Here is a 23,099-nt window from a genome sequence, read left to right as displayed (position 1 = left end):
GATATAGCGGGGTCATTGCAACGGCACGACCGCCCGTGAATGAGCTCGCCCCAGCGATTGCCCCCTAAGAAATCCTGCATAGCAACGATATCGCAGAGTAGCCAACCCGGTCAGCAGTCGGCTGCACGCAGCACCAGCACCAGCACCAGCACCAGCACCAGTTTGCTCCGCAAGCCGTCAGGAGAAGAAAAATAAATTCGCTTTGAGTCAAATCTTTCAGGCTGCCACTGGCAGAAGGCGAAAGGAACGATTAGCTTAACGTGATAGGAGTGCAGACGATGAGCATCGAAAGCCAAGCCATCCTTGCAGGCCATGTGTCTGTGGAAGAGATTGCCCGCCTGATCAAATTGGAAGTGGCCGGGGCAGTAAATGTCCGAAGTATGCAGCGCCCGCAATACAAGATAATCGAGGTGGAACACCTTGATGGATCTTGGTCAGCTTTTAATGTGTTTCTAGAATCATGGGCAGCAGACGACTATGCGAATGTCTTTATTGGACCTAGCACGATGGTGACGGTAGACTACAGTCCGTTAGATTTTTCTATCATTCGTTCTGTCGCGGCAGCAATCGGCGGCATCACGCGGAAGACGGAAGCCGAGCCTTGGACCGAAATGGAGCCCGCTCGACTTTAGCTCGACGATTCTGGCCTTATCGCCGTTCCCTTGGAGTTTCGGTCGTCTCCGCGTGCTTCGGCTGTTCCCGCCCCCGAGCGATGACACCGTGTAAGACTTTCGACCTTCAAAGTTGGCGCGGAGCACACATGCGCTGATGCGGGATGTGGGCGGCAGCAATGCCGTAACCCGTTGCTTTCTGCTTATCGGCCATGTTCGATCTGGTCGGCATAAACCGTCGAACCTGGGCCGAATCCGACCATGGACAGGCGTTCTGACGTGCACCCCCAAACCAGCGCGAATCTCCGGGATTGAGGCGAAAGCGGAAACTTCTCCCCCAGACAATTGAACCTCGCCCCAACGGAGGGGCTGTTCATGCGTTCCATGTTCCAACTGATCACCAGCCAGGTGATCGATGCGATCCAATCGGGTGCCGACAATTACCGGATGCCATGGCATCATCCCGCAGGCCTGCGCCTACCGTCCAACGCGATCACGGGCCGGTACTACAGGGGCATCAATACCCTTGTCCTTTGGGCTGCCGCCGAGCGTGTTGGCTACCGCACCAACAAGTGGGCAACGTACCAGCAGTGGGCCCAGAACGGCGCCCAAGTGCGCAAGGGCGAGCGCTCCACCACGGTGTTCCTGTGGAAGCCGGTGGGGCAGGAAAGCGCTTCCGAGGACGACGCCACTGACGCCCGCTCCGGTTCCTTTGTGGCCCGCGCGTTCCGGGTGTTCAATGCCGACCAGGTTGATGGTTTCGACGCGGTCGAGCCAGCGGCGGCAAAGCTGGACCCGTGCCAGCGCATCGACCGGGCCGAGGCATTCTTGGGCCGAGTCCCGGCCAGCATTTGGCATGGCAGCGACAGTGCATTCTATGATCCGCACTCTGACACGGTCTCCATGCCGTCCTTTGAGGCGTTCATCTCGCCCGATGCCTTCTATTCCGTCCTCAGCCATGAACTGGTCCATTGGACCGGCTCCAAGCAGCGTCTCGATCGTGACCTGTCCGGGCGGTTCGGCTCGGAGGCCTATGCCATGGAGGAACTGGTGGCCGAGCTCGGTGCAGCGTTTCTCACCGGGCATCTTGGACTTGGGTGTGAACCCCGTACCGATCACGCGCCCTATATCAAGACATGGCTGCGCGTGCTCGGCGGTGATCCCAAGGCCATTGTGACAGCGGCCAGCCGGGCGCAGGCAGCCGCCGATTTCATAATTGCTCTGGCTGAGGCGGCGGCAAGTACGGCGGCCGATGGCGACGACCTCAATTCAAGCACGTCGACGAGGATTGCAGCTTGAAGGTGCCCATATTTGCCGAAAATGACCGCGCGAACGAGGCATAGCGATCAACAAGGGACCGATCGAGCTCGAAAACATTCATATGCGTACCTGCCGATTCGTTCGATCAAGCGGGATCCAAGACCCCACTGTCGGCTAGAGAGCATATGTGCCGGTCGCGATGCTACCCCACAACTTCAGAAGTCGGCACTTCGTTGTGTAAAATCTCCTTGGCCCCTGCTGAAGGCAGGCCGCCGAGTGCCGCACTGATCACACTAGAAATCCGGTCGGCAGCGTCCCGGACCGGCTCGTTGGCAAGGTGGGCATAGCGCTGGGTGGTCCTTGTATCCCGGTGGCCGAGAAGGGCGCCGATCATCAGTAGGCTGTCCCCGCCTGACGCACCGATGCTGGCAAAGCTGTGGCGAAGATCATGCATGCGTACGTCGGCCAGATTGGCCCGGACGCGCAGCCGCTCCCAGATGCGGGGCAGCCCAACCAGATGCCGGCCCGGCAGCTTGCCCGGAAAGACATAAGGATTGCCCTCGATGGTTGGCATGCGCTGGAGCAGATCGATGGCGGCCTTGCCCAACGGCACAGCCTTGGCACCGGTCTTGCTGTCCTTCAGCCGCAGATAGCCATACTCAAGGTCAACACAGTCCCAGGTCAGCTCCAGCACTTCGGATTTGCGGGCGCCGGTCAGTGCCAGGAAGCGAAGCGCTTCGACTGCCACCGGGTCCTCCGCTTCCGGCGCTGGCGTAGGTGCCTCGCCAGCCCGGTTTCGTTCGATCCAGGCAGCCCGTTGGCACTCAAAGACTCTCCAGGCGTCCTCGGCATCCTGCAGAACGCGCCCAAGGCGGCGAAGCTCTTCAGCGGTCAGATAGCGCTCATTCTTCCTGTCCTTGAACCGCCGCACGCCGCGAACCGGGTTGTCGCTGCGCAGGCCAATCTTGACTGCGTAGGTGAAGACACCGCCCAGGAAGCCAACCGTCCTTGATGCGGTGCCTTGGCCGCCCTCGACGATGGCGCGGCCAAACTTCTTCGTTTTCACGTTCGCGGCCGTCGCGCCCGCCGCAATGTCAAACATGAACTTCTCGATGTCCTTCTGCGTCACGTCGACCACCCGCTTCTTGCCCAGCAGCGGTTTCACATGCCGCTCGATACGGCCGCGATCGGTGGCAAGGGTCGATGGCTTCTTGGGCCGGTCCGACTTGGTCAGCAGGCGTCCCTCCTCGGCCGCCGTGAGATAGTCGTCGCACAGCTGGGCCACGGTGGTCTTGGCGGCGCGCTCGGCCTTGCGCGCCTTGATGGGATCCTCGTTGCTCTTGGCCTGGCCGAGCAAGCGAATGGCTTCATCGCGGGCAGCGGTCGGCGTGTAGGGGGAGCCGTGCTTGCCGATCGTGTACCAGCGCTGCCGCCCCTGGAAGAGGTACTTCAGGATGTAGGTCTTGGTGCCATCGGCGTTTACCCTCAGACCAAAGCCTTTGACCTCGGTGTCCCATACGGTCGAGCGCTGATCCGGCTTGATCGCTTTGACCGTTTGGAGCGTCAGTTTGACCTTCATTTCGTCCCTGCCGAGCTACAGCCAAGCTACAGCCGGGCTACAGAATTTGCTCGCGCTACAGTCGGACGGTGTCGGCCCGTGGTCAACTAAAACATTGAATCATATGGCTAATGTCGGCGAGTTTCGGCTGCTGTCGGCTGCCCAAATCCCACTCCGAAGGCAGAGGCCACTGGTTCGAATCCAGTCGGGTGCACCAGCTTTCCGTATATTTGGCAGCAGTCTTCCAGAGTCGCTTCCCGATAGGGAAAGGGGGCAGCCGGGGCGTGAACCGCGCCGGGTTTGCCGGAGGCTCCAACGCCTGAGAAGGTGGAGCCGTCATGCGCAAGACAATGATCGATCCATGTCCGCAATCGGTTTGCGGTCATTTGTCTACAAATGGCCCAAACACATGATAGTGGCTGGTATCCCGTTTCCCGAACAGCGAAGCAACGCGAACAGCCAGTGTTAACTTTTGTGACCTTGTCCCTGCTCATCTTGCTGCCGTTTGTGGCGGCAACGGTGGTGGCTGCCGCTGGTGGTCGCAACCGCATATGGCATTCCGGCCCGGCAGCCGTGGCAAGCGGGCTTGGGTTGGCTCTGGTGGCGGCGGCCGCGCCGGGCGTGATGGACGGCGACGTTTTGGCGGTTTCGGTCCCCTGGGTGCCGGCCATCGGTCTCGCGCTTTCGTTGATGCTCGATCCGCTGGGCTTGCTGTTTGCCGGCTTGATCCTGGGGATCGGGTTGCTCGTGGTCGTCTTCGGCCATTTCTATCTGGCCGCGCATGAAGCCACCGGGCGGTTCTTTGCCAGCCTGATGCTGTTCCAGGGCGCGATGCTCGGGATCGTCGTGTCGGGCAATGTGCTGTTGCTGCTGATCTTCTGGGAATTGACCAGCCTGTCGTCCTTCCTGCTGATCGGCTTCTGGCAAAACAAGGCCGAAGCGCGGCAGGGTGCCCGGATGGCGCTGACGGTAACCGGTGGCGGCGGGTTGGCGCTGATCGGCGGCATGCTGCTTCTCGGGATGGCTGCAGGCTCGTTCGACCTGATGACCATATTTGGCCGCGGCGATCTGGTGCGCGCGTCGCCGCTGTATCCGCCGATGCTGATCCTGGTGCTGATCGGCTGCTTCACGAAATCGGCACAGTTTCCATTTCACTTCTGGCTGCCGCACGCAATGGCGGCGCCGACGCCGGTTAGCGCCTATCTCCATTCGGCAACGATGGTGAAGGCAGGCGTTTTCCTGCTGGCGCGGCTGTGGCCGGTGCTGGCGGGAACTGAACTTTACACCGTGATCGTCAGTGGCGTCGGGCTGGTGACGATGCTGTTCGGCGCCTGGGTGGCGCTGCTGCGCCATGATCTGAAAAGCATTCTCGCTTATTCCACGATCAGCCAACTGGGCCTGCTGGTCATGCTGCTGGGCTTCTCGATCGAAGCGGCGGCGGTCGCGGCGCTGTTTCATATCCTCAACCATGCGGCGTTCAAGGCGGCGCTGTTCATGTCGGCGGGGATTGTCGATCATGAAACCGGCACACGCGATATTCGCCGCCTCGGCGGGCTAGCCAAGGTAATGCCGATCACCGCCACCGTGGCGATGCTGGCGGCCGCGGCCATGGCCGGGCTGCCGCCGCTGGGCGGGTTCATTTCCAAGGAAATGATGCTCGACGAAACGCTGCATGCCACGCTGTTCGGCATATCCTGGCTGGTGCCGGTGGTGGCAACGCTCGCGGCGGCGCTGTCGGCCGGTTATTCACTGCGCTTTGCCATCCAGTTGTTCCTTGGCCGCGCCCGCGATCCCGAACCCCATGCGCGGGCCCATGATCCGTCTGCGGGGATGTGGGCACCGCCGGCGCTGCTGGTTGCGCTTGCGGTGCTGTTGGGGCTGGCACCTATGTTGCTTGCCGGGCCATTCGTGGCATCGGTTGCTGGCGCCGTGATTGGCGGGCCGGCACCTGCCATTGATCTTGCGCTATGGCATGGCCTCAATCTGCCGCTGGCGATGAGCGTGGCGGCGGTCGCGGCCGGTGTGCTGCTGTTGTGGCAGCACGATGCGCTGCTGCGCTGGTATGAGGCGCGGCGGCACCCGGATGCGAAGACATTCTTCGATCTTGGGCTTGCTGCCACGGACGCGGCGGTGCGGCGGGCTGTCGTTGCCCTTCATGCGCCATCGCTGCAGCGCATGTTGTTTGCCGTATTTGCCGTCGTCGTGCTGGCGGTGGTCGAGGGCAGCCTGGCCGGCGGCGGCCGCCTGACCGGCGCGCGCGGCGGCATCCCGGCGCCGCCGGCCGCGATCCTGGCCTGGGCGCTGATGATGGCAGCGACTGCGGCGATGGTCCGCAGCCAGCGTCAGCGTTTCCTGTCATTGATCTATGTCAGTGTGATCGGGCTGGTCATCGCGCTTGGGTTTGTCTTGCTGTCGGCGCCCGATCTGGCGCTGACGCAGATCGCTGTCGAAGTGGTGACGATCATCCTGCTGCTGCTCGCGCTGAACCTGCTGCCCAAGACGCCGCCGGCGCTATCGAGCAACGCGATCCGGCTGCGTGACGCCACGCTCGCGATCGCGGGCGGCCTTGTCGTCGGCGCGCTGGCCTGGGCGATGCTCACCCGTGATCCGGGGGAGCTTATCTCGGCCTATCATATTGCCAACAGCTACAAGGGCGGCGGCGGCACCAATGTCGTCAACGTGACGCTCGTCGATTTTCGTGCCTTCGATACGCTGGGTGAGATCATCGTGCTCGGCATCGCCGGACTGGCGATTTATGCCCTGCTCGATCCGACGGCACGCGGTGCGGCTGGGGCACGGCTGCGCAACTGGCAGGCCGACATGCCGGTGTCACCGGAACGGCACCCGATGATGTTCGTGATGGCCAGCCGCATCCTGTTGCCGCTGGTGCTGGCAGCCGGCATCTATATCTTCCTGCGCGGCCATAATGAGCCCGGCGGCGGGTTCATCGCGGCGCTGGTCGTCGCGATCGGCTTGCTCGTCCAGTATCTGGCATCGGGCTTTGACTGGACGGACGACCGCAGGCGGATCGGCGAGCATGTTCTGATCGCCTTCGGGGTGCTGGTGGCAATCGCAACCGGGCTGGGTTCACTGCTGTTCGGCGCCAATTTCCTGTCGAGTGCCTTTGGCTATTTCGATGTGCCGCTGATCGGGGAGGTCGAGCTGGCCACCGCAATGCTGTTCGATCTTGGCGTGTTCGCGGTGGTTTTCGGCGCTGTCATGCTGGCATTGGCCCAACTGAGCCACATCGCCCAGCGCGCCGCCCGTGCTGCCCGCACGGCAGAAGACGCTGGCGGACCTGCGGCTGAACCGGCAGTGCGCCAGCCATGATCAGCCTTGAATTTCTTGTGGCCAGCGCCATCGCGGTGCTCACGGCCGGCGGCATCTATCTGGCGCTGCGCGGCCGCACATTTCAGGTCGTGCTCGGGCTCACCCTGCTTTCCTATGCCGTCAATCTGTTCCTGTTCGCCTCGGGGCGATTGACCATCAACCAGCCCCCGATCTGGTCCAAATCCATATCCGATTATGCTGATCCACTGCCGCAGGCGCTGGTGTTGACGGCGATCGTCATCACCTTCGGCATGACCGCCTTTGCCGTCGTGTTGTCGTTGCGCAGCTTTCTTGAAACGGGCAGCGACCAGGTCGATGGTGACGATGCCGCGTGCGCCAATGAAACCGACGATCCGACGAACGGCGGGACGTCATGAGCCTGGCGGAGCAACTCATCATCGCCCCGGTTGTCATTCCCGCGCTGGCGGCGCCGCTGGCATTGCTGGTCATGCGCCGCCGGCGCTGGCTTGGGGTCGGGATTTCGCTGGCATCCAGCGCCGCCATGCTGGTGGCGGCGCTGCTGCTCCTGCTGCAGGCGAATGATGGCACGATTCGCAGCTATGCCGTGGGCGAGTGGCCGGCGCCGTTCGGCATCGTGCTGGTGCTTGATCGGTTGAGTGCAATGATGCTGGTGCTTGCGGCGGTGCTTTGTCTGATTGCGCTGGTGCATGCTGTCGTCACCCGCACCGATCGTGCCGGCTGGCATTTCCACCCGCTGTTTCAATTCCAGTTGATGGGGCTGAACGGCGCTTTCCTGACCGGCGACCTGTTCAACCTGTTCGTGTTCTTCGAAGTGCTGCTGATCGCCTCCTATGGCCTGATGCTGCATGGCCAAGGGCGCGCGCGGCTGAAGGCAGGGGTGCAATATGTCATCGTCAACATTGTCGGTTCATCGCTGTTCCTCATCGCACTGGGGCTGCTCTATGCGCTGACCGGTACGCTCAACATGGCCGACATGGGGCAGCGGGTGGCGGACGTGGGCCCTGATGACCAGGGCCTGTTGCGCGTGGCGGCGCTACTGCTGGTCAGCGTGTTTGCGCTGAAGGCGGCGCTGGTGCCGCTGCATCTGTGGCTGCCGCGCACCTATGCGGTGACGACACCGGCTGTGGCGGCACTGTTCGCGATCATGACCAAGGTAGGCGTCTATGCCATCATCCGCGTTGTGCCGCAGATCTTCGGCCATGATGCCGGCGCGGCGGCATGGGTGCCGGCACCATGGCTGTTGCCGGCGGCGTTGGCGACGGCGGTGGTGGGCTTCGCCGGCGTCTTCACGGCGCGCAGCCTTTCGGAGCAGGCGGCCTTTGCGGTGATCGGGTCCACCGGCACGCTGATGATCGCGGTTGCCGGCTGGCACGTCGAAACATTGACGGCGGCTCTTTATTATCTGGTCCATTCGACGCTGACCGGCGCCGCCCTGTTCCTGGTTGCCGATATCGTTGCACGCCGCCGGGGCAATCAGGTTGATCAGGCCAGCCCCGGGCCGGTATTTGCCCAGCGGGCCAGCATCGGCCTGCTGTTCATGCTGGCGGCGATTGCCGCAACCGGGCTGCCGCCGCTGTCGGGCTTCATCGGCAAGCTGCTGGTGCTGCAATCGGTAGCGGGGCTGCCCGGCTGGCAATGGGCGTGGGCGATCATTCTGGGGACAACCCTGATCGGCGTGATCGGCTTTGCGCGCAGTGGCAGTATGATTTTCTGGAAAAGCGAACCGGAAATCGGCGTGGCGTTGCCGGCCAGCGTTGGCCGTGCCGACCTGATTGCGGTGACAGCGATACTGGTGCTGCTGGGGGCCTTGTTCGTCGGCGCTGGACCGATGACGGGCTTTGCCCGCGCCGCAGCGGAACAGTTGCTCGATCCAGCAACCACGGCGCGTGCCGTGCTGGGGCCGCGCTGACATGCGGCGCCTGATCCCGCATCCGGGCCTATCGGTCCTGCTGGTCGTCTTCTGGTTGTTGATGGCGAACCGGTTTAGCGTCGGCGTACTGCTGGTGGGCATCGTCATCGGGCTTGTGTTGCCGATTTTCACCGCGCCGTTCTGGCCGAGCCGGCCGCGGGTGAATTTTGTGGCCGGTTTTGCCTATCTGGTGCTGGTAGTTCGCGATATCCTGGTAGCGAATTTCGAAATCGCGGCAATCATCCTGTTCCGCCGCAACCGAGACCTGCGGCCGGCGTGGCTGGTGATACCGATGGACCTCGCGACGCCAGAGGCGATAACCGTGTTTGCCGGCACGATCAGCCTGACGCCCGGCACGGTCTCGACCGATGTTTCGGCGTGCGGGCGCTATCTCCTGGTCCATGCGCTCGACACAGCCGACCCGGCAGCCGAAATCGCGCGCATCAAGGCGCGTTACGAGGCCCGACTGAAAAAGGTGTTTCCATGATCGGCTATGCGGTGATCTTCGGCTTTGCGTGCCTGTCGCTGGCGCTGCTGCTCAATCTGTGGCGGCTGCTGCGGGGGCCGACGATCGGTGACCGCATCGCTGCGCTCGACACGATGGTGATCAACGCCATCGCGCTGATCGTGCTGTTCGGAATTGCCGAGACCGACGACACTTATTTCGAAGCCGCCCTGTTGCTGGCCATGGTCGGCTTCGTCGGGACGGTAGCCTACTGCAAATTCGTGCTGCGCGGCGACATTGTCGAATGATCGGGTCCCTCTCCCTCATCGAGATCGCCGTCAGCCTGATGATTGTCATCGGATCGGCGTTTGCGCTGATCGGCAGTTGGGGGCTCGTGCGCCTGCCGACGTTGATGGAACGGCTCCACGGCCCGACCAAGGCGACGACGCTTGGCCTGGGTGGCATGCTGATCGGATCGGTGCTGTTCTTTCAACTGCGCAACGGCACCTGGTCTGGCCATGAGCTGCTGATCACGCTGTTTCTGTTCATCACCGCGCCGATCTCGGCCAATTTGATCGCCAAGGTCCATCTGCATCGGATTCGCATCGCCGGCGTGCAGGAAGAGCAAGGCCCGGCCGGGCCGCCGCCGCCAACGCACGGCGCCAGTAACTGGGCCACATATGAAGCGCCAAACCCAAGCAGCCCCTCTTACACGTCGGAAAACTGACAGCGGATCAGATGGCGTTTGTCGGTTAGCGGACCCGGGCACGTCAGACACGGCCGCGCGGTGCCGTATCGAATCGCGCGCCTTGAGCTATGGTTACACAGCCAGCGCGATTTTCGTCGCCGTGCCAGAGGATAACCAGGCGCCATGACCGACCCTGCCCGCCCGTCCGGTGACAGCCCCGACAGCATCGCGCGCGAGGTCGATCGCATCCTGGCCGAAGCCACGCTGGCCGAGAAAGTCGCGATGATGTCGGGCAAGGGTTTCTTCAAGGCCTTTGCCGCCGATGGCCGGATATGGGCGGCGCGGCCGTATCGTGCCGGCGGCGGGCTTGATCGGCTGGGCGTGCCGGCGCTCTGGTTCACCGACGGCCCGCGCGGGGTGGCGCGCGGCCAATCCACCTGTTTCCCCTGCACCATGGCGCGTGGCGCCAGTTTCGATGTGGCGCTGGAACGCCGCATCGGTGAAGTGATGGGCATCGAGACGCGGGCGCAGGGCTGCAATCTGTCGGGCGCGGTGTGCGTGAACCTGTTGCGCCATCCGGCCTGGGGGCGGGCGCAGGAAACCTATGGCGAGGATCCGGTGCATCTCGCCGAAATGGGCATCGCGCTCGGCACCGGGATTCAGGCCCACAATGTGATCGCGACGGTCAAGCATCTTGCGCTGAACTCGATCGAGAACAGCCGGTTTCGGGTGGATGTGCAAATCGATGAGCGCGCGCTGCACGAGGTGTATCTGCCGCATTTCCGCGAGATTCTCGGCGCCGGCATCAAGAGCGTGATGAGCGCCTACAACAAGATGAATGGCGAATATTGCGGCCAGCATCGCCAGTTGCTCACCGACATCCTGCGCGGCGAATGGGGCTTTGCCGGGTTCGTGCATTCGGATTGGGTGATGGGCGTTTACCAGCCTTATGGCGCCGCAGCCGGGCTGGATATCGAGAATCCGGAGCCACGGGCATGGGGCGACAAGTTGCGCGCGGCGGTGGAGGCTGGGACAATCGAACCCGCGGTGATCGACACAGCCTGCCGGCGCATCCTGACGACCTTGTTGCGTGTCGAAGCGGCCGAGGCGCCGTTGCCGGACTATCCGGAAAGCCTGGTGTCCGCGCCGGCGCATGTCGCGCTGGCGCTGGAGGCGGCGGAAAAATCGGCGGTGCTGCTGGAGAACGACGGCGCGCTGCCGCTTGATCGGGTGGCGCTGCGCAAGCTGGCAGTGCTCGGCCGCCTCGCGGTGCTGGAAAACACCGGCGATTTCGGCTCGTCGCGGGTGCGGGCCCGGCAGGTGATCACGCCGTTGGCGGGCCTGGTCGAGGCGCTGGGCGCTGATGCCATTTTGACCGGCGACGAGAACGACCTTGCGGCTGCGGCAACCGCTGCGGCGGCGGCCGATGCGGTGGTGATCGTCGTCGGCACCACTGCTGACGAGGAAGGCGAATATATCCCCGGCGACCTCAATCTGGGCCAGGGTGGGGAAGCGCCGGCGCAACTAACGGCGAAAGCCCGAGATCGTGGTGGTGACCGTGCCGATCTGCGCCTGCCGCCCCCTCAGGTCGATTTGATCAAGGCGGCGGCACGCGCGGCGGCCGGCAAGCCGGTGATCGTGGTCATCGTGTCCGGTTCAGCCATCATGGTGGAGGAATGGCGCAGCGACGTGAGCGCCATCCTGCAGTCCTTCTATGCCGGCATGGCAGGCGGCCGGGCACTGGCCAGGCTGTTGCTCGGCGACGTGTCACCATCGGGCCGGCTGCCGTTCAGCGTGGCGCGCGATGCCAGCCATTATCCGCACTTCGATGCGGTGGCCGACAGCATCGTCTATGATCTGTGGCACGGCTATCCCAAGCTGCTGCGCGATGCTGTTTCGCCGCGCTATGGCTTTGGCCACGGCCTGTCCTATGCGCGGTTCGACCGGCGTGCGCTGCGGGCCGAGCGGGCGGGCGATACGTTGCGCCTGTCAGTGGCGGTGCGCAACGATGGCACGATGGCGGCCGGCCATGTCGTGCTGTTCTTCGCCGAAGCGCCGGCGCGCATGGTGGAACGCTGGCCACGCAAGCTGATCGCGTTCGCGCGGGTCGACCTGCAGCCGGACGAAACCCGCATCGTGACAGCGCAGGTCCCGATCAGCCGCTTGCAGTATCGTGACGGTGGGCGCTGGCTGCTGGAGCCGGGTGATTATCACATCCTGTCGGCCACCGACGCGGCTGATCCAGCACCGCTGATCGCCACGCTTCGCCTGTGATCATGACCGTCCAGAACCTCAGCCGCCACCCGGCGGCCATCTCACCATAGCTTCTGGCCGGCCGCATCGTCACCGGCTACCGGCTTGTTGTCACCCGGCGGCAACGGCTTGCGTTCCAGCGCCGCCATGCCGGCGGCTTTCAACGCGGCGTTCGCTGCCGGCAGCCCCTCGGCCAGTGCTGCCTCCAGCGCCTTCAGTTGCACATCGAGCTGTGCCGACAGATCGGCAAACACCACCCGGGTGCCTTCTGTGGGCGGTGCCTCAGCGCTTTCGATGATGCCGATCAAGGCCGCCAGCTTGTTGTTGAGCTTGATCGGATAGTTGAGCGGGTCCTGCCGGCTCTGCATCTTCACCTGGTAAATTTCGGCTTCGATGGCCGACAACCGGGTCATCAACGCCGGCACCGCGGCGGGCACCGGCTTGCCGCCCTTGGCCAAGGCATCAACCTGCGCGCGGATACCGCGTACCAGCAGCACGGCGTTGTTGGCCTCGTTCACGCGCGCCGTCACCGCCTGGGCCAGATCGAAGCGCGCCTTCAGCGCGTCGGGAGTCGCCTGGGCGCGCGGATCAGGGCCGATGTTGAAGGGCTGTTCGAACGGCTTGCCGTCCACGATCAGCCGCGCGCGATAATTGCCGGGCAGCGCCGCCACGCCGCCGTTGCCGGCCGCCCAGAAAATCATGCCGTCAAAGCTGGTGTAGCCGGGGTGGCGCATGTTCCAGGTGAAGCGGTTCATGCCCGGCTTCATCGTCGCCGTCGGCTTCTTGGGCGGGCCGTCCTCCTCGTCATCATCGCCGCCGGTGGCAGCCGCCCCGCCGGCATTTGGCGCGTCAGCGGTTGGCGTCGGCTTCTTCTGCGGGTCCAGCTTGGCCGAATCCGTCTTGGCGGCTTGCGCCTTTGCTGCTTCCTGCTTCGTCGTCTCGACCTTGCCCTCGTAACGCTGGATCAACGTGCCAGCGCTGTCGAGAATCTCGATGGCCAGCGCCTTGGGGGCAGCGGCGAGGTGGTAATCGATCGCCACACCGGGATCGAGCCCGCGCTGGGCCATCGCCGGCGTGAACAGCCGGGTGGCGGGCGTCGCGCCGGACTTGATGTCGGCCGGCACCTGGCGGAGAAGCCCAGCATTGTCCATCACCCAGAAACCGCGACCATGGGTGGCAATCACCAGATCCTGGCCGGACACTGCCAGATCGGACACCTGCACATCGGGCAGCTTGGCCTGCAGATTGTGCCAGGCGCCGCCGCCATCAAAGCTGACCCGCACGCCGCGTTCGGTGGCGAGATAGAGCAGGCCGGGGCGCACCGTGTCCTCGCGGATGGAGCGCAGCATTTCGCCCGCCGGCAACCCGGTGGTGATCGGCGTCCAGCTCTTGCCGTAATCGGTCGTCTTGAAACCGATCGGCGAAAAATCGTCCATCAGGAAGCGATGCGCGACCACATAGGCGGTGCCGGGGCTGTGGGGGCTGTCCTCCACTGTGGTGATCTTGGCAAATTTGGGCATCGCCGGCGGGGTGATGTTGGCCCAGGTCGCGCCACCATCGCGGGAGATATGCACCAGGCCATCATCGCTGCCGGCCCAGATCACGCCCTGTTCGCGCCGCGACGGCGCCAGCGCAAAGATGGTGGCATAGGTTTCGACGCCGGTCTGATCGAGGGTGATCGGGCCACCCGATGGACCGAGCGTGGTCGGATCATGCGCGGTCAGATCAGGGCTGATCTTCTCCCAGCTCTGGCCTTCGTTGCGGCTGCGCCACACATGCTGCGAGGTCACATACAGCGCGCCGGGATCGTGCGGATCGAACACGACCGGGAAGGTCCACTGGAACCGTTCGGCAATGTCGCCGGCCGAATAACCGATCGGATTGTCGGGCCGCACATTGATCACCCGGCGCAGGCCGGTCTTGTGATCATAGCGTGTCAGCAGGCCGCCATAGCTGCCGGCATAGAAGATATCGGGGTTGCGCGGATCGGATGCGACATAGCCGCTCTCACCGCCGCCGGCCGCAAAGCCATAGGCGCCGCCCAGCACATTCTGATGGCGATGGCCGCGCACCGGCACGCAGATCGTGGTGTTGTCCTGCTGGCCGCCGCAGGCAAAGGCCGGCTGATGCCCGGTCAGCGCCAGACGATAGATTTGCGCGGTGGAGAAATCCTGCCGGGTCCAGCTGGTACCGCCGTTCACGCTGACATTGGCGCCGCCGTCGTTGGCCTGGATCATGCGCTGGTTGTTGTCGGCGGCGATCCACAGATCGTGATTATCGCCATGCGGCACCTTGATCTTCTTGGGGAAGGTCTTGCCGCCATCATCCGACCGGAAAAAATTGACGTTCAGCACATAGACGCGATCCTTGTCCTTCGGATCGGCCTGGATGCGCGTGTAATAGAATGCGCGCTGGCGCAAATCGCGGCTTTCGTTGCGTTTTTCCCAGCTTTGGCCGCCATCGTTGCTGGCATAGACGCCGCCGGCCGCCTCATGCTCGATGATGGCATAGACGCGGGTAGGATCGGCGGGTGACACGCTCACCCCGATCTTGCCGAGCAGGCCGTCCTTGGGCAGGCCCGGCGCGCGGCTGATCTCGGTCCAGTTGCTGCCGCCGTCGGTGCTCTTGAACAGGCCGCTGCCCGGCCCGCCGCTCGACATGCCCCAGGGCTTGCGCCAGGCTTCCCACAGCGCGGCATAGACCACGTCCGGGTTCGTCGGATCGATGCTGATATCCACTGCGCCGGTTTTGGCGTCGCGATACAGCGTCTTCGTCCAGTTCTTGCCGCCGTCAGTCGTGCGGAACAGGCCGCGATCTTCATTATCGGCGCCATAATGGCCAAAGCCGCCGACGAACACCGTATCGCAATTCTTGGGATGGATGCGCACGCGGCTGAAATTCTGGACCTTTTCAAGCCCGATCTTGGCCCAGGTCTTGCCGCCGTCGCTGGTTTTCCACACGCCATTCCCGGGCAGGATGTTGCCCCGCAACTGGGCTTCGCCCGTGGTGGCATAGACGATGTCGGGGTTGGCTTCACAGACGGCCACGCCGCCAAAGGCCGCGGTATCGACCTTGCCATCGGTCTGCGGCTGCCACGACACGCCGCCATCAACCGTCTTCCACAGGCCGCCGCCGGTGGCCGCGAACCAATATTCATTGGGCCGCGCCACGCTGCCCACAGCCGAAATCGAGCGTCCGCCGCGCGCCGGGCCGATGTTGCGCCATTTGAGGCCGCCGAAATAGGCCTCAACGCCGGTTGGTGCCGGTGTTGGCGCTGGTGTCGATGCCGGCTGCGCCCATCCCGCAGCAGTGCCCAGCACAGCCGCCGCAGCCACGCCTGCCAGATAAATTGCCCGCATTTCGAATCCCCAAGTTATTTAGCGCCTTGGTAGCAGGCCAGATGCAGGCAGCAACCGGCAGGCGCCGATTTCCGACGATTTCCTGCCCTTCCAATCCACTGTCTGCTGGGCAATGTTGGCGGCACAGTGTTTCCTGTTGCGTTGCCCGGCCGGCTGGGCATCAAGGCAAGCAGGGGAGAGACGACCATGCACATCATCACCTTATTGGCCTACCTGCTGCTCGCCACGGCCACAGCAACGTCCGCATTTGCTCAGCCGGCGGTGCCGCCCGTCACCGAAGCCGATTTCGCTTCCCGCGATTTCCGTTTCAACGACGGCCAGACCCTGCCCGCGTTGAACCAGCATTATCGCACGATCGGCACGCCGATCCGAAATGCGGCCGGCGAGATCACCAACGCGGTGATGGTCGGCCACGGCACCGGCGGCAGCGGCGCGCAATTTCTGGCGCCGCAGTTCGCGCGCCTCTATGCGCCCGGCGCTGCGCTCGATGCATCGAGATATTTCATCATCCTGCCCGATGCCATTGGTCATGGCCAGTCGTCCAAACCATCCGATGGCCTGAAGATGGCATTCCCGGCCTATGATTATGCCGACATGGTGCGCGCCCAGGGCCTGCTGCTCGATCATTTGAAGGTGAAGAAATTGCGGCTGCTGATGGGCACGTCCATGGGCTGCATGATGGGGTTTCAATTCGGCGTCGACCTGCCCGGCCGCGCCGCTGCCATCATGCCAATGGCCTGCAATGTGATCGAACTGGCCGGGCGCAACCGCATGTGGCGGGCGATGGCCATTCAGGCGATCAGGGCCGATCCGGATTGGCAGGGCGGCAATTACACCAAACCGCCGTTGAACGGTCTGCGCGTCGGTGTGGCGCTGCAGGTGATGGCCAGTTCCGCGCCGGTTCGCATGCAGGCCGATCTGCCCACCCGTGTGGTCACGGACGCACAGGCCACACGCGCGATGACCGCAGGGATGGCCAACAGCGCCGACGCCAATGATCGCATCTTCCAACTGGACGCCAGCCGACATTATAATCCAGGGCCGCAGTTGGACCGGATCACCGTGCCGGTCACCTGGGTGAACAGCGCCGATGATTTCATCAATCCGCCGGGCGTCGGCGATCCCGAAACCTGGACCCGGCGCATGCCGCAGGGCAAATTCGTGCTGATCCCCGAAACCGCACAGAGCCGTGGCCACGGCACCCACACCTGGAGCATCTTCTGGGAAGATGAGCTGAAAGCGCTGCTGGCGCGCAGTCAGTGATGGCAAAGCGCGGTTCCTCTGCCGGCCGCGGCTTTGGTCCGGTGCTCAGCCAGCCGGCCACATTGTCGATTGCCGCCAGCCTTGGCCTGCGTGTCCTGCTGGTGCTGGCGCTGTTCGCCACGGCGGTGGGCGGCCATTGGCTTGAGCGCGATGGCCTGAAAGACCAGATCGACGGCCATGTCAGCTTTACCGACGTGCTCTATTTCACCGCCGTGACCGTGACGACGGTGGGCTATGGCGATATCGTGCCGGTCAGCGACGCGGCGCGGATGTTCGATACATTTGTCGTCACGCCGATCCGGCTGTTTGTCTGGTTGATCTTCATCGGCACTGCTTATGGGTTCTTCCTGGATCGTGGCTGGAAACAAGTGAGGACCCGGATGACGCAGCGCAATTTGAAAGATCATGTCGTCGTCTGCGGCTATGGTACCAGTGGCGCTGCCGCGGTTGCCGAACTGATTGCGCAGGGGGTCAACTGCGATGGCATCGTGGTGATCGATCGTGATGCTGGCCGGATCGAGGATGCCTGTGCCGCCGGCGTGCTCGGCATCACGGGCGATGCCACCCATGATGCAGTGCTGGCCACGGCCTGCGTCAGCCGCGCTGCCCGCGTGATCGTGGCGCCCAGCCGCGATGATGCTGCCGCGCTTATCGTGCTGTCGGCCCGCCGGCTGGCGCCCGACGCGCGAATCAGCGTGGCGGTGCGCGCGGCCGAAAACGAGGATCTGCTGCACCAGGCCGGCGCCGACGCCATCATCAATCCGGTGGTGCTGGGCGGGCATCTGCTGGCGCGCGCCGCCACCAACGGCCATGCCGTGGATTATATCAAGGATCTTGCTGCGGCGCACGGCCGTGTGGCGCTGTGCGAACGCCTGGTGCGCGCCGAAGAGCAGGGTCAGCCATTGTCGGCGATCACCACTGGGCTGGGCGTGCGCATCATCCGGGCCGGGCAACCGATTGGCTGGTTCGATGACGGCGCGCAGCGGCTGGAGCCTGGCGACATCATCGTGGAGATCACCAAGTCAGGGCATTGATTTTGCCGATAGCTTATTCTGCCGGGCAGCGACCAGCTGCGGCTCCCGGCAGGGCGGCAAACATCAGATGACGCAGAGTTAATCCCCCTATGTAGGGAGAAAGCTTCAGCAGCGATCAGCGCGGCAGCAAGGCCGCGATGCCGGCGAGCAACGGCAGCAATTCGGCCCCGCGCGTGCCGACCATCGGCGCCAGCAGCGCCGTGGACTGCGCCGGCCAGTCGATCGTACCCAGTGCCCACAACAGCCGGCGTTCATCCTCGGTGATTGCCGCCCGGCACGGCACATGCAGCAGCAGCGGCCGCACCGCGCGGCGCGCCAGGCCAATGATCAGGCAACGCAACAGATGTTCGATCCCCAGGCCATGTTCGCCAAAGCGCCGTTGCAACAGCGCATGCACATGGGCATCGCGCACGCTGCCAATCGGCTGCAGCATCGCCATACGGCGCAGGCACCACAGCAGGTCGCGCATTGCCGCCGACAGGTTCGGGTCGTCGCCGCGCGGTTGCCGCCACGGCTCGCCGGCCGGCCAGTCGGCTTCGTGCTTCAGGAACATCATGCTCTCCCGCTTCTGTCAGGCCATGATGGCTTATTTGCGAACGCGTCGCAATAGCGAAGTTTCCATGGCGTACGAGGAAGCGGAATATCCTGTATGACTCTTACAACACAGCGGCTCAAGATATATCTTGGATCAATCATCAACACTCTGGATTGAGCCCCGATGCACTTGCGCTTCAACTGTGACGGCCCCAGTTTCAGCGCGGGCTTTTCGCGCGGCATCGATCGTGCCTTCACTGGCAAGGGCGCGCGCTGGGCGGCGTTTGCCCAGGCCTTTTCCGACGAGTTGGGCAGCAACTGGGGCGGTGGCCCGGGCGGCCGTTCGCGCGCCGGACCCCGCCGCGGCCGCCGCTATGCCATCACCAATGCGGGGCGTGCCGCGCTGGATGACGCCAAGGCGCAGAAGATCGAGCGACTCTAGGCCCTGGGCGCTGCTGCGCGGCGCAGCCGGTCATTGATCGCCAGCCCAAGCCCATGGGCTGGCACCGGTGCCACCGCAATGGCCGCGCGACCGGAGGCTTGGGCAAGGTGCAGCAGGTCAAACAGGCGAGCGGCAGCTTCGGTGAGGTCGCCGGTTTCAGACAGGTTGGCATCACCCGCGACAGGCCCGAACCCGATGTGAAATTCACTGGCTTTGGCAGTGACCGCTTCCAGTCGAACCAACTGCCTCGGCGCATAATGCGACGCCATCATCCCGGGCGCCTCTATCCCCTCTCCCCCTGTAGCCTGCCCCGGACTTGATCCGGGGGGAGAGGGCGATTCGCCGCAGTCAAGCGGGGTGAGGGGTGGCCCAGCCACCGCCACCAACGCCTCCACCGCCACCGCCCCAGCGCGCAGCAACCGCCAGCCATCATCTGCCACCGCAACAATCGTCGATTCCACCCCCGCCGCACACGGCCCATCATCCAATATCAACACCCCCGCCAGCGATCCCGCCACATGAGCAGCCCGCGTCGGGGAAATCCGCCCGGATGCATTGGCCGAAGGCGCCGCCAACGGCCCAACGGCGGCAATCAATGCCTGCATCACGCCATGCGCAGGGCAGCGCAGCGCCACTGTGTCCAGCCCGGCCGTCACCAGCGCCGCCACTGCCGCGTCCGCGCGCCGTGGCAACACCAGGGTCAACGCCCCCGGCCAGAACTGCGCCGCCAATCGCAATGCCAACGGCGAAAACACCGCCAGAGTCTGCGCCTGCGCCACGTCCGCAACATGCACGATCAATGGGTTGAAGCTGGGCCGGCCCTTCGCCGCGTAAATCCCGGCCACCGCGAGGGGCTGATCCGCCCGCGCTGCCAGGCCATAAACTGTTTCGGTCGGCACTGCGACCAGCCCACCCGCGCGCAATATTTCCGCCGCTGCGGCGATGCCAGCGGTGTCGGCGGCAATGATGCGGCTTTCGGCAACCATGTGTCGCGTTTATACCGGGAGGGCAATCAACCCGCAAATGATCCAAGGCGCCGAACCCATGCCCTACACCGCCCCCACCACAGAACAGCGTTTCGTGCTCGATGTGATCGCCGATCTGCCCGGCCTCGCCGCGCTGCCGGCCTATGCCAATGCCACCCCCGATCTGGTCGAGGCGATTCTCGCCGAATCCGGCAAGATGGCCAGTTACGTATTTGAACCGCTGAACAAGGTCGGGGACAAGGCGCACGCCACGCTGGCCGATGGCGTCGTCACATTGCCGCCTGGCTTTGTCGATGCCTATGCCCAATATCGCGACAGCGGTTGGGCCGGGCTTGGTGTCGCCGAAGCCCATGGCGGCCAGGGCCTGCCGTTCGCTGTTGCGGTGGCCGTTCAGGAACAGATCACCAGCGCCAACATGGCGTTTGCGCTGTGCATGATGCTGTCGCAGGGCGCCATCGAAGCGCTGGCCGCCCACGCCAGCCCGGAATTGCAGGCCACCTATTTGTCGAAGCTGGTCAGCGGCGAGTGGACTGGCACCATGAACCTCACCGAACCGGGCGCCGGCAGCGATGTCGGCGCGCTGAAATCACGTGCCGAACCGGCCGGTGACGGCAGCTGGCGCATCAAGGGCACGAAGATCTACATCACCTGGGGCGAGCATGAAGCCGCCGACAATATCGTCCATCTCGTGCTGGCGCGCACGCCCGACAGCCCGCCCGGCACCAAGGGCATCAGCCTGTTCCTGGTGCCGAAAATCCTGCCCGATGGCGCCCGCAACGATCTGAAGTGCGTCGGGCTGGAGCACAAGCTGGGTATCCACGCCTCGCCCACCTGCACGATGAGCTTTGGCGACAATGACGATTGCGTCGGCTGGATGGTCGGCAACGAAGGCGGCGGCATGCGCGCCATGTTCACGATGATGAACAATGCCCGCGTGCAGGTCGGCCTGCAGGGCGTCGCCGTGGCCGAAGCCGCCACCCAGCATGCGCTGGATTATGCGCGGCAGCGCGTGCAATCTGCGAAATTCGGCGGCGGCCGCGATCCGGTGCGCATCATCGAGCATGCCGACGTGCGCCGCACCATCATGACCATGCGCGCGTTCACCGAAGCAGCGCGGGCGCTGGTGTATCTGAACGCCGCAGCCGTCGATCGTGCCCATACCGGCGACGCGGACGGGCTGGGGCTGGCCGATCTGCTTACGCCGATTTCCAAGGCCTGGGCCACCGATATCGGTGTCGAGGTGGCCAGCATGGGCGTGCAGGTGTTCGGCGGCATGGGCTATGTCGAGGAAACCGGCGCAGCGCAGTTCCTGCGCGATGCCCGCATCGCCCCGATTTACGAAGGCACCAACGGCATTCAGGCCATGGACCTTGTTGGCCGCAAGCTGCATGCAGATGGTGGCCAGCATTGGAAGGCGCTGCTCGGCGAGGTGCGTGCCACGCTCTCCGATCTGGATGAAGACGCCGAATTGAAGCTGATCACCCCCTGGCTGCAGGATGCAGCGGACGCCGCCCAAACCACATCCCTGTGGCTGGCCAGCGCCAACGATCCCGATGATGTCGCCGCCGGCGCCACGCCCTATCTGCGGCTGATGGGCCTCACGCTGGGCGGCTGGCTGCTGGCGAAACAGGCGCTGGCGTCGCGCCACCACCCAGACCCCAATTTCGCCGCCGCCAAGCGCACCACGGCGCGCTTCTTCGCCGAACAACTGCTGCCGCAAGTGCAGGCACTGTCCGCAAGTGCGATGCGGGGGGCGGCGCTGTTCTATGCGATCCCGGAGGATGGGCTGGCCGTGGCCTGAGCCTGCGCCAGCACGGCGGCCCATGCCGCACTCATCGCCGCCGTGAAGCCATCTCCGCACCCATCGCGGATCACAGCGGCCACGATCGGCAGGAAATCGGCGAATACGGCCGGCGGGATGCCATAGGCATTGTGGGTGTGGATTTCGCTGGCAAGGAATTGATCGCCCCAGGCTTTTGGCCCGGCAAGATCAAGGATCACCTCGAAACTGCGATTGAGCATCTCGCCGCGGATGTTGCCGGTGGTGTCCCGCCAGAATTCAGCTTCCATCGCCGGGTGCAGCGCGAACAGCCTGGCATAGACCAGCGCCGTGGGATCGCCGATGCGCGCGGCGGCCAGTTCCAGGCTGGCGGTGATGGCCTCGGCGTGCTGCATCCTGTCATCCATCCCCATCTGAATCGGCTGCGCCTTCCCACCGCGAAACGGCGCGCACCACGGCCAGATCGCCGGTCACATTCACCAGCGTGCGCCACATGTCGAGCAGGCGATCGAACGGCAGCACAAAGCCGATCACCAGCGCCGTTTGTGCCGGGGTGATGCCGGTCACCTCCAGCACGGCGGCGATCAGAAACAGCGATGCCGATGGCACCGATGCTGTGCCCACCGACACCAAAACCGTGGTCAGTGCGATCAACAGATAATCGGGCGCTGCCAGCGGCACGCCGAACACCTGGGTGGCAAACACCGCCACCGCCGCCACATACAGCGCGGTGCCGTCCATGTTCACGGTTGCCCCCAACGGCAGCAATCCCGCCGCCACCGGCCGGCTCACGCCGAGTTCGGTTTCGGCCGCCGTGATGGACAAGGGCAGGGTGGCGGCGCTGCTGCTGGTGGAAAAAGCCATCAATTGCGGTGCACGCACACCGCGCAGGAACTGGCCGGCCGTCATGCCGCCGGCGAGGCGCACCAGGCCCAAATGCGTGAAGCCCATGTGCAGCAGGCCGCCCAGATACACCACCAGCACCAGCATGCCGACATTCACGAACGCCTGGGGCCCTTGTTCGGCCATCGTCACCGCCACCAGCGCAAATACGCCGATCGGCGCCAGTTGCATCACCATGCCGGTGATTTTCAGCATGACTGCGGCCAACGCCGTCAACAGGCCGGCCAGCGGCCGCGCCACCGGGCCGGCTGTCACCACGCCCGCCCCGACCAGCGCCGCCACCAGGATCACCGCCAGCACATTGCCGCTGGCAAAGGCCGCCACGATATTGTCTGGCACGATGCCCAGCAGTTGTTCCATCGGTGACGGCCCGGGCGCCACTGCAACCGCCGTGCCGTTACCGAGCTCAATTCCGCGCCCCGGTTCCAGCAGCACCGCCAGCCCCAACCCGATGCCCACTGCCGCCACCGTGGTCAGCAGATAGAGCGCCGCCGCCTTGACACCCAGCGCCACCATGCGTCCCGGCTGCTGCATCCCGACAATGCCGGCGGCCAGGGTGGAAAACACCAACGGCACGATCAGCATGCGGATCAGCCGGACGAACAGTTCCCCCACCCACCCGATCGCCGACACCGGCGGCCCGATCAGCCAACCCGCCGCCGCGCCCAATACCAGCGCCACCAGCACGCGCTGCCACAAGGGCATGGCCTGCAGGCGTTGCCATGGGCTGCTGGTCTGTGGTGCGTGCACCCGGCCCCCCTT

General features: G+C 64.4%; 20 protein-coding genes. 13 read left to right on the top strand and 7 right to left on the bottom strand.

Annotated elements, in window-relative coordinates; translation table 11 throughout:
- Window positions 1-110 precede the first annotated feature (110 nt).
- Window positions 111-296 (bottom strand): hypothetical protein, encoded by a 186-nt coding sequence (locus tag ACTIEZ_RS12735; RefSeq protein ID WP_439547055.1) that lies wholly within the window; start codon window positions 294-296, stop codon window positions 111-113.
- On the opposite strand from ACTIEZ_RS12735, the gene ACTIEZ_RS12730 reads away from it, so the two are divergent.
- Both ACTIEZ_RS12730 and ACTIEZ_RS12725 read left to right on the top strand, forming a co-directional pair.
- The gene (locus ACTIEZ_RS12730) at window positions 279-632 is read left to right on the top strand and encodes a hypothetical protein (protein WP_439547054.1); all 354 of its coding nucleotides are present in this window, start codon (window positions 279-281) and stop codon (window positions 630-632) included. The two genes, ACTIEZ_RS12735 and ACTIEZ_RS12730, sit on opposite strands and share 18 nt — an antisense overlap.
- 354 nt (window positions 633-986) lie before the next feature.
- Window positions 987-1,910, top strand: coding sequence for an ArdC family protein (locus ACTIEZ_RS12725; protein WP_439547053.1), 924 nt, complete (start codon window positions 987-989; stop codon window positions 1,908-1,910).
- Between the two features lie 163 nt (window positions 1,911-2,073).
- Here the strand turns inward: ACTIEZ_RS12725 and ACTIEZ_RS12720 are convergent, their stop codons facing one another.
- A complete protein-coding gene (locus tag ACTIEZ_RS12720; protein WP_439547052.1) occupies window positions 2,074-3,450 on the bottom strand; it encodes a tyrosine-type recombinase/integrase in 1,377 nt (458 codons plus the stop codon).
- 453 nt (window positions 3,451-3,903) lie between these two features.
- On the opposite strand from ACTIEZ_RS12720, the gene ACTIEZ_RS12715 reads away from it, so the two are divergent.
- From ACTIEZ_RS12715 to ACTIEZ_RS12685, 7 genes are all read left to right on the top strand, one after another.
- Window positions 3,904-6,759, top strand: a complete 2,856-nt coding sequence (locus ACTIEZ_RS12715) for a monovalent cation/H+ antiporter subunit A (RefSeq protein WP_439547051.1) — start codon at window positions 3,904-3,906, stop codon at window positions 6,757-6,759.
- On the top strand, window positions 6,759-7,136 hold the full coding sequence (locus ACTIEZ_RS12710) for a Na+/H+ antiporter subunit C (RefSeq protein ID WP_439547062.1): 378 nt from the start codon (window positions 6,759-6,761) through the stop codon (window positions 7,134-7,136). The genes ACTIEZ_RS12715 and ACTIEZ_RS12710 overlap by 1 nt, the downstream gene beginning before the upstream one ends.
- Window positions 7,133-8,650 carry a monovalent cation/H+ antiporter subunit D gene (locus ACTIEZ_RS12705; protein ID WP_439547050.1) on the top strand — a complete coding sequence of 506 codons (1,518 nt, stop codon included), beginning with the start codon at window positions 7,133-7,135 and terminating at the stop codon, window positions 8,648-8,650. The genes ACTIEZ_RS12710 and ACTIEZ_RS12705 overlap by 4 nt, the downstream gene beginning before the upstream one ends.
- Window position 8,651: 1 nt before the next feature.
- Window positions 8,652-9,137, top strand: coding sequence for a Na+/H+ antiporter subunit E (locus ACTIEZ_RS12700; RefSeq protein WP_439547049.1), 486 nt, complete (start codon window positions 8,652-8,654; stop codon window positions 9,135-9,137).
- Window positions 9,134-9,403, top strand: a complete 270-nt coding sequence (locus ACTIEZ_RS12695) for a K+/H+ antiporter subunit F (RefSeq protein WP_439547048.1) — start codon at window positions 9,134-9,136, stop codon at window positions 9,401-9,403. The genes ACTIEZ_RS12700 and ACTIEZ_RS12695 overlap by 4 nt, the downstream gene beginning before the upstream one ends.
- Entirely contained in the window at window positions 9,400-9,822 is a 423-nt protein-coding gene (locus tag ACTIEZ_RS12690) for a Na+/H+ antiporter subunit G (protein ID WP_439547047.1), read from the top strand. Before ACTIEZ_RS12695 ends, ACTIEZ_RS12690 begins: the two co-directional genes overlap by 4 nt.
- Before the next feature lie 144 nt (window positions 9,823-9,966).
- Window positions 9,967-12,057 (top strand): beta-glucosidase, encoded by a 2,091-nt coding sequence (locus ACTIEZ_RS12685; protein ID WP_439547046.1) that lies wholly within the window; start codon window positions 9,967-9,969, stop codon window positions 12,055-12,057.
- A 41-nt stretch (window positions 12,058-12,098) separates the two neighbouring features.
- Here ACTIEZ_RS12685 and ACTIEZ_RS12680 read toward each other — a convergent pair whose 3' ends face one another.
- The gene (locus ACTIEZ_RS12680) at window positions 12,099-15,395 is read right to left on the bottom strand and encodes a VPS10 domain-containing protein (RefSeq protein WP_439547045.1); all 3,297 of its coding nucleotides are present in this window, start codon (window positions 15,393-15,395) and stop codon (window positions 12,099-12,101) included.
- Window positions 15,396-15,581: 186 nt separating this feature from the next.
- On the opposite strand from ACTIEZ_RS12680, the gene ACTIEZ_RS12675 reads away from it, so the two are divergent.
- Window positions 15,582-16,658 carry an alpha/beta fold hydrolase gene (locus ACTIEZ_RS12675; RefSeq protein WP_439547044.1) on the top strand — a complete coding sequence of 359 codons (1,077 nt, stop codon included), beginning with the start codon at window positions 15,582-15,584 and terminating at the stop codon, window positions 16,656-16,658.
- On the top strand, window positions 16,658-17,692 hold the full coding sequence (locus tag ACTIEZ_RS12670) for a potassium channel family protein (protein WP_439547043.1): 1,035 nt from the start codon (window positions 16,658-16,660) through the stop codon (window positions 17,690-17,692). The genes ACTIEZ_RS12675 and ACTIEZ_RS12670 overlap by 1 nt, the downstream gene beginning before the upstream one ends.
- 115 nt (window positions 17,693-17,807) lie before the next feature.
- On the opposite strand, the gene ACTIEZ_RS12665 is transcribed toward ACTIEZ_RS12670, so the two are convergent.
- Window positions 17,808-18,248 carry a hypothetical protein gene (locus tag ACTIEZ_RS12665; RefSeq protein ID WP_439547042.1) on the bottom strand — a complete coding sequence of 147 codons (441 nt, stop codon included), beginning with the start codon at window positions 18,246-18,248 and terminating at the stop codon, window positions 17,808-17,810.
- 162 nt (window positions 18,249-18,410) lie between these two features.
- Here ACTIEZ_RS12665 and ACTIEZ_RS12660 point away from each other — a divergent pair, with 162 nt between their 5' ends.
- Window positions 18,411-18,668 (top strand): hypothetical protein, encoded by a 258-nt coding sequence (locus ACTIEZ_RS12660; RefSeq protein ID WP_439547041.1) that lies wholly within the window; start codon window positions 18,411-18,413, stop codon window positions 18,666-18,668.
- On the opposite strand, the gene ACTIEZ_RS12655 is transcribed toward ACTIEZ_RS12660, so the two are convergent.
- Window positions 18,665-19,654 carry an L-threonylcarbamoyladenylate synthase gene (locus ACTIEZ_RS12655; protein ID WP_439547040.1) on the bottom strand — a complete coding sequence of 330 codons (990 nt, stop codon included), beginning with the start codon at window positions 19,652-19,654 and terminating at the stop codon, window positions 18,665-18,667. The genes ACTIEZ_RS12660 and ACTIEZ_RS12655 overlap by 4 nt on opposite strands.
- A gap of 58 nt (window positions 19,655-19,712) precedes the next feature.
- On the opposite strand from ACTIEZ_RS12655, the gene ACTIEZ_RS12650 reads away from it, so the two are divergent.
- The gene (locus tag ACTIEZ_RS12650) at window positions 19,713-21,455 is read left to right on the top strand and encodes an acyl-CoA dehydrogenase (protein ID WP_439547039.1); all 1,743 of its coding nucleotides are present in this window, start codon (window positions 19,713-19,715) and stop codon (window positions 21,453-21,455) included.
- Here the strand turns inward: ACTIEZ_RS12650 and ACTIEZ_RS12645 are convergent.
- Window positions 21,419-21,829 carry a globin domain-containing protein gene (locus ACTIEZ_RS12645; RefSeq protein ID WP_439547038.1) on the bottom strand — a complete coding sequence of 137 codons (411 nt, stop codon included), beginning with the start codon at window positions 21,827-21,829 and terminating at the stop codon, window positions 21,419-21,421. The genes ACTIEZ_RS12650 and ACTIEZ_RS12645 overlap by 37 nt on opposite strands.
- Before the next feature lie 4 nt (window positions 21,830-21,833).
- Window positions 21,834-23,087 (bottom strand): dicarboxylate/amino acid:cation symporter, encoded by a 1,254-nt coding sequence (locus ACTIEZ_RS12640; RefSeq protein ID WP_439547037.1) that lies wholly within the window; start codon window positions 23,085-23,087, stop codon window positions 21,834-21,836.
- Window positions 23,088-23,099: the final 12 nt, after the last annotated feature.

Origin of the sequence: Sandarakinorhabdus sp. (genome assembly GCF_051860625.1) — a bacterium.
Lineage (GTDB): Bacteria > Pseudomonadota > Alphaproteobacteria > Sphingomonadales > Sphingomonadaceae > Sandarakinorhabdus.
The sequence above is the reverse complement of the archived record's forward strand: the minus strand, read 5'-3'. Positions and strand labels throughout refer to the sequence as shown.

Coding starts and splice junctions, on each gene's coding strand:
- ACTIEZ_RS12725 (WP_439547053.1), top strand. CDS start 987: ATGCGTTCCATGTTCCAACTGATCACCAGCCAGGTGATCGATGCGATC.
- ACTIEZ_RS12695 (WP_439547048.1), top strand. CDS start 9,134: ATGATCGGCTATGCGGTGATCTTCGGCTTTGCGTGCCTGTCGCTGGCG.
- ACTIEZ_RS12690 (WP_439547047.1), top strand. CDS start 9,400: ATGATCGGGTCCCTCTCCCTCATCGAGATCGCCGTCAGCCTGATGATT.
- ACTIEZ_RS12705 (WP_439547050.1), top strand. CDS start 7,133: ATGAGCCTGGCGGAGCAACTCATCATCGCCCCGGTTGTCATTCCCGCG.
- ACTIEZ_RS12680 (WP_439547045.1), bottom strand. CDS start 15,395: ATGCGGGCAATTTATCTGGCAGGCGTGGCTGCGGCGGCTGTGCTGGGC.
- ACTIEZ_RS12720 (WP_439547052.1), bottom strand. CDS start 3,450: ATGAAGGTCAAACTGACGCTCCAAACGGTCAAAGCGATCAAGCCGGAT.
- ACTIEZ_RS12700 (WP_439547049.1), top strand. CDS start 8,652: ATGCGGCGCCTGATCCCGCATCCGGGCCTATCGGTCCTGCTGGTCGTC.
- ACTIEZ_RS12730 (WP_439547054.1), top strand. CDS start 279: ATGAGCATCGAAAGCCAAGCCATCCTTGCAGGCCATGTGTCTGTGGAA.
- ACTIEZ_RS12645 (WP_439547038.1), bottom strand. CDS start 21,829: ATGCAGCACGCCGAGGCCATCACCGCCAGCCTGGAACTGGCCGCCGCG.
- ACTIEZ_RS12650 (WP_439547039.1), top strand. CDS start 19,713: ATGCCCTACACCGCCCCCACCACAGAACAGCGTTTCGTGCTCGATGTG.
- ACTIEZ_RS12675 (WP_439547044.1), top strand. CDS start 15,582: ATGCACATCATCACCTTATTGGCCTACCTGCTGCTCGCCACGGCCACA.
- ACTIEZ_RS12665 (WP_439547042.1), bottom strand. CDS start 18,248: ATGATGTTCCTGAAGCACGAAGCCGACTGGCCGGCCGGCGAGCCGTGG.
- ACTIEZ_RS12660 (WP_439547041.1), top strand. CDS start 18,411: ATGCACTTGCGCTTCAACTGTGACGGCCCCAGTTTCAGCGCGGGCTTT.
- ACTIEZ_RS12685 (WP_439547046.1), top strand. CDS start 9,967: ATGACCGACCCTGCCCGCCCGTCCGGTGACAGCCCCGACAGCATCGCG.
- ACTIEZ_RS12670 (WP_439547043.1), top strand. CDS start 16,658: ATGGCAAAGCGCGGTTCCTCTGCCGGCCGCGGCTTTGGTCCGGTGCTC.
- ACTIEZ_RS12655 (WP_439547040.1), bottom strand. CDS start 19,654: ATGGTTGCCGAAAGCCGCATCATTGCCGCCGACACCGCTGGCATCGCC.